5 protein-coding genes and 1 pseudogene are annotated in these 4,289 nt (G+C 64.9%); all 6 read left to right on the plus strand.

The genetic code is table 11. The features are described from left to right. Positions 1 to 420, plus strand: a pseudogene (locus ACESL8_RS11890) (serine hydrolase); the annotation flags it as partial. Further along, positions 417 to 905, plus strand: coding sequence for a UPF0262 family protein (locus ACESL8_RS11895; RefSeq protein WP_372919119.1), 489 nt, complete (start codon positions 417 to 419; stop codon positions 903 to 905). The pseudogene ACESL8_RS11890 and the gene ACESL8_RS11895, both read left to right, overlap by 4 nt. Beyond that, entirely contained in the window at positions 905 to 1,459 is a 555-nt protein-coding gene (gene dcd / locus ACESL8_RS11900; protein ID WP_372919121.1) for a dCTP deaminase, read from the plus strand. Before ACESL8_RS11895 ends, dcd begins: the two co-directional genes overlap by 1 nt. Before the next feature lie 20 nt (positions 1,460 to 1,479). Further along, positions 1,480 to 2,409: an EamA family transporter RarD gene (gene rarD / locus ACESL8_RS11905; RefSeq protein ID WP_372919123.1), complete on the plus strand. Its 930-nt coding sequence runs from the start codon at positions 1,480 to 1,482 to the stop codon at positions 2,407 to 2,409. Between the two features lie 9 nt (positions 2,410 to 2,418). Next, entirely contained in the window at positions 2,419 to 3,702 is a 1,284-nt protein-coding gene (gene murA, locus ACESL8_RS11910; protein WP_372919125.1) for a UDP-N-acetylglucosamine 1-carboxyvinyltransferase, read from the plus strand. Beyond that, the gene (locus ACESL8_RS11915; RefSeq protein ID WP_372919127.1) at positions 3,695 to 4,129 is read left to right on the plus strand and encodes a DUF2948 family protein; all 435 of its coding nucleotides are present in this window, start codon (positions 3,695 to 3,697) and stop codon (positions 4,127 to 4,129) included. The genes murA and ACESL8_RS11915 overlap by 8 nt, the downstream gene beginning before the upstream one ends. Positions 4,130 to 4,289: the final 160 nt, after the last annotated feature.

Raw genomic sequence — 4,289 nt, forward strand, 5'->3', positions numbered from 1 at the left:
GATCCGCAGGGCAATCTGCTCGGCGGTTCGCTGTGCCATGCCACGGCGCGCGATTGGGCGGCTTTTGGCCAGATGTTTCTGGATGGCGGCGTGGTGGCCGGTGTGCAGGTGGTGCGGCCCGACTGGGTGCGCTTTGTGACGACGCCGTCGCCGACCAATGCGGGTTATGGCGGGCAGTTCTGGCTCAATCGCCGGCAGGGTTCAGGCCGTGATGATGCGCTGTTCTGGCGCGCCGGGCCGGCCGACGCCTTTGCCGCGCTGGGCCACCTTGGCCAGTATGTGATCGCGGTGCCGTCAAAACGTCTGGTGGTGGTGCGGCTGGGCAAGACGCAGGACGAAAATCTGCAACCGGTGCGCGATGCGCTGTCGAAACTGGTGAACGGTTTCCCCCCAAAATACCCTCTGGCGGCCGCCAAATGACCGCCGAATACCGTCTGATTGAGATCAAGCTGGATGAACGCACCATATTGTGGCGCAACGCCGATATCGAGCAGGAGCGGCGGGTTGCCATTTTCGATCTGCTCGAAGGCAACGAATTCAAGCCGATCGCGGCGGCGGACGCGGGCCATCACGGGCCGTACAAGCTGCTGCTCGGGGTGGAGGATGGCCGGCTGGACGTGACGGTGAGCAGCAGCAGCGATGTGCAGGTTGATGCGTTCCAGGTGGCGCTCAGCCCGTTCCGGCGCACGATCCGCGAATATTTCGCCATCTGCGACAGTTATTATCAAGCGATCCGCCAGGCCAGCCCGGGGCAGATCGAAACCATCGACATGGCGCGGCGCGGCATCCACAATGACGCTGCCGAACTGTTGAAAGAACGGCTGGAACCGCGCGCCATCGTCGATTTCGACACGGCGCGGCGGCTGTTCACGCTGATCTGCGTTCTTCATATCAAGGGGCATTGATGTCTGTTCTGTCCGATCGCTGGATTCGCGAAACCGCCCTGTCGCAGGGCATGATCGAGCCGTTCGTGGAGCGGCAGACGCGCGGCGGCTGCATTTCCTATGGCCTGTCCAGTTATGGCTATGACGCGCGAGTGGCGGACGAATTCAAGATCTTCACCAATGTCGACAGCGCGGTGGTGGACCCCAAGAATTTCAATCCGAGCAGTTTTGTGGACCGCAAGACCGATGTGTGCGTGATCCCGCCCAACAGTTTCGTGCTGGCCCGCACGGTGGAATATTTTCGTATTCCCCGCGATGTGCTGGTGATCTGCCTGGGCAAATCGACCTATGCTCGCTGCGGCATCATCGTGAACGTGACGCCGCTTGAGCCGGGCTGGGAAGGCCATGTCACACTGGAATTTTCCAACACCACGCCGCTGCCGGCGCGCATCTATGCCAACGAAGGCGCCTGCCAGTTCCTGTTTTTGAAGGGCAACGAACCCTGCGAGGTCAGCTATGCCGACCGCGCCGGCAAATACATGGGCCAGCGCGGCGTGACTTTGCCCAAGCTGTAGGGGGGTGGCGCGTGCCGGCATTGACCGGTAACGCGCACGGGGTGAACAGCGCAGCGCCCAGCCCCACCGAGCAATCAGAACGCCGCATCGGCCTGGCCTGCGGGTTTGCGGCCTATCTGATCTGGGGTTTGCTGCCGTTTTATCTGCGGCTGCTGCAAGGCGTACCGGCGGCCGATGTGCTGGCGCACCGCATCCTGTGGTCGGTGGTGGTGGTGGTGGTGCTGATATCCGGGCTGAAAGGCTGGGGCCGCGTGCGGGCGGCCGTGCGCCAGCCGCGCCTGCTGGCGTTGTTGCTGGCATCGGCGGTGTGCATCGCCATCAACTGGCTGGTGTACATGTGGGCCATCCTTGCCGGCCACGCCATCGATACGTCGCTGGGTTATTTCATCAATCCGCTGGTGTCGGTGTTGTTTGGCGTGGCGCTGCTCGGCGAACGGCTGGCGCGGCTTCAGTGGGCGGCGGTCGGGCTGGCAGCGCTGGGCGTGGCCGTGCTCACCATCGAACGCGGCGCGCTGCCGATGGTCAGCCTGGCGCTGGCGCTGTCGTTCGGCACCTATGGCTTGATCCGCAAGCAGGCTGCCGTGGATGCTGCCACCGGGCTGTTTCTGGAAACATTGATGCTGGCGCCGGTTGCGGCGCTGTGGATTGCCAGCACGCCGCAAGGGCTGATCGGTTGGCCTGCTCCCACCGTCATCATCCTCGCGCTGGGCGGCATTGCCACGGCGATACCGTTGATGCTGTTTGGCGTGGCGGCGCGGCGGCTGCCGCTGTCCACGCTGGGCCTGATGCAGTATGTGGCGCCCACCATGGTGCTGCTGGAGGCCGTGCTGCTGTTTGGCGAGGTGCTGGATCCGGCGCGACTGGCGGCGTTCTGCTGCATCTGGGCCGGGCTGGCGGTGTATGCATTTTCGCTGCGCCGGCCAGTGGCGCGGGCCGCGCCAACGCGCTAAGGCGCAAAGATGGACAAGATCGTCATTCGCGGGGGCCGTCCGCTCAAGGGCCGTATCCAGATCTCCGGCGCCAAGAACGCCGCGCTTACACTGATGCCGTGCGCGCTGCTCACCGATGAGCCGCTGACCCTGCGCAACCTGCCGCGGCTGGCCGATATCGACACATTCGGCCACCTGCTCAACAATCACGGGCTGTCGACCACCATCGAAGGCACCAGCCCCGATGAATTTGGCCGGGTGATGACGATCCGCGCCAATCGTATCACATCGACGCTCGCGCCCTACGATATCGTGCGCAAGATGCGCGCGTCGATCCTCGTGCTGGGGCCGCTGCTGGCCCGCGCCGGCGAAGCCACCGTGTCGCTGCCCGGCGGCTGCGCCATCGGCAACCGCCCGATCGATCTGCACCTGAAGGCGCTCGAACATCTGGGCGCCCGCATCGAACTGGCTGCGGGTTATGTGAAGGCGACTGCACCCAAGGGCGGCCTGCCCGGCGGGCGCTATGTGTTCCCGATCGTTTCGGTGGGTGCGACCGAAAATGCCGTGATGGCCGCCGTGCTGTGCAAGGGCGTTTCGGTGCTAGAAAATGTCGCGCGCGAGCCGGAGATCGTCGATCTGTGCAACTGCCTGGCGGCGATGGGCGCGAAGATTGCCGGCATCGGGACCGAAACGTTGACCATCACCGGCGTAAAGGAACTGCACGGCGCGACGTATGCCGTGATGCCCGACCGGATCGAGGCCGGTTCCTATGCCTGCGCCGCTGCCATTGCCGGCGGCGAGGTGGAATTGGTGGGCGCTTCGGCGGCCGATCTGGGCGTGACGCTGGAAGCGCTGCACGAAGACGGCGTGGAAACCGCCGACACGCCCGATGGTATCATCGTGCGCCGCACCGGCGAAATGCGCGGCATCAACATTTCGACATCGCCCTATCCGGGCTTTGCCACCGACATGCAGGCGCAGTTCATGGCGATGCTCACCGTGGCGGGCGGGGCGTCGCTGCTGACCGAAACCATCTTTGAAAACCGTTTCATGCACGTGCCGGAACTGGCGCGCATGGGGGCGGATATCTCCGTGCGCGGCCGCAGCGCCGTGGTGCGCGGCGTGCCGAAATTATACGGTGCCGAAGTGATGGCCACCGATCTGCGCGCCTCCATGAGCCTGGTGTTGGCCGGGTTGGCGGCAGAAGGCGAAACCACCGTCAGCCGCGTCTATCACCTTGATCGCGGTTATGAGCGGCTGGAAGAAAAGTTGCAGGCCGTCGGCGCCGATATCGAACGGGTTGGTGATGGCTGACCCCGGATCACTGTCCGGGGCAGGCCGCCTCGCGCTGCTGGGCCGGGAGCCCGGTGATATCGAGCCGTTTTCGGCGCTGCTGCAAGACGCGACGCTGCGGCTGGCCGACATCGGCTTTGATCGCAAGGCGCGGCGGCTGGTTTGCCTCGTCAACCGCTATCGCCGCGAGGCCGATGCACTGTCCCTTGGGCCGTCACGCATCCGCTGCGCTCTGCGCATCGAAACTGTGGACGCTGTACAGCGCACCGGATGGCCGGCTGATCCGGAAGCCGTGACCGCGATCCTGTCGCTCGCCCAGGACGGCGACCGGCTGGTGATCATCTGTGCCGCCGGCATCGCCATTCGCGCCCGCATCGAAGTGATTGATCTGGTGCTGGAAGATATCGGCGAACCATGGGGCACGGCGCGGGTGCCCTCGCACGAGTAAACTTCAGTCGAGCAAAAAATATGCCTCCGGTGGGCAGGGCCGCAGGCCCGTTTTCACTCCCTCATGCTCGTTTTCGCCGCCCCACCAGCACCAGCACCAGCGTCGCCCCCAGCGCCTTCACCCCCGCCCCCGGCAGCAGCACCGCCAGCGCCGAAACATC

The sequence above is a fragment of the Sandarakinorhabdus sp. genome (assembly GCF_041689835.1).
Taxonomy (GTDB): Bacteria; Pseudomonadota; Alphaproteobacteria; order Sphingomonadales; family Sphingomonadaceae; genus Sandarakinorhabdus.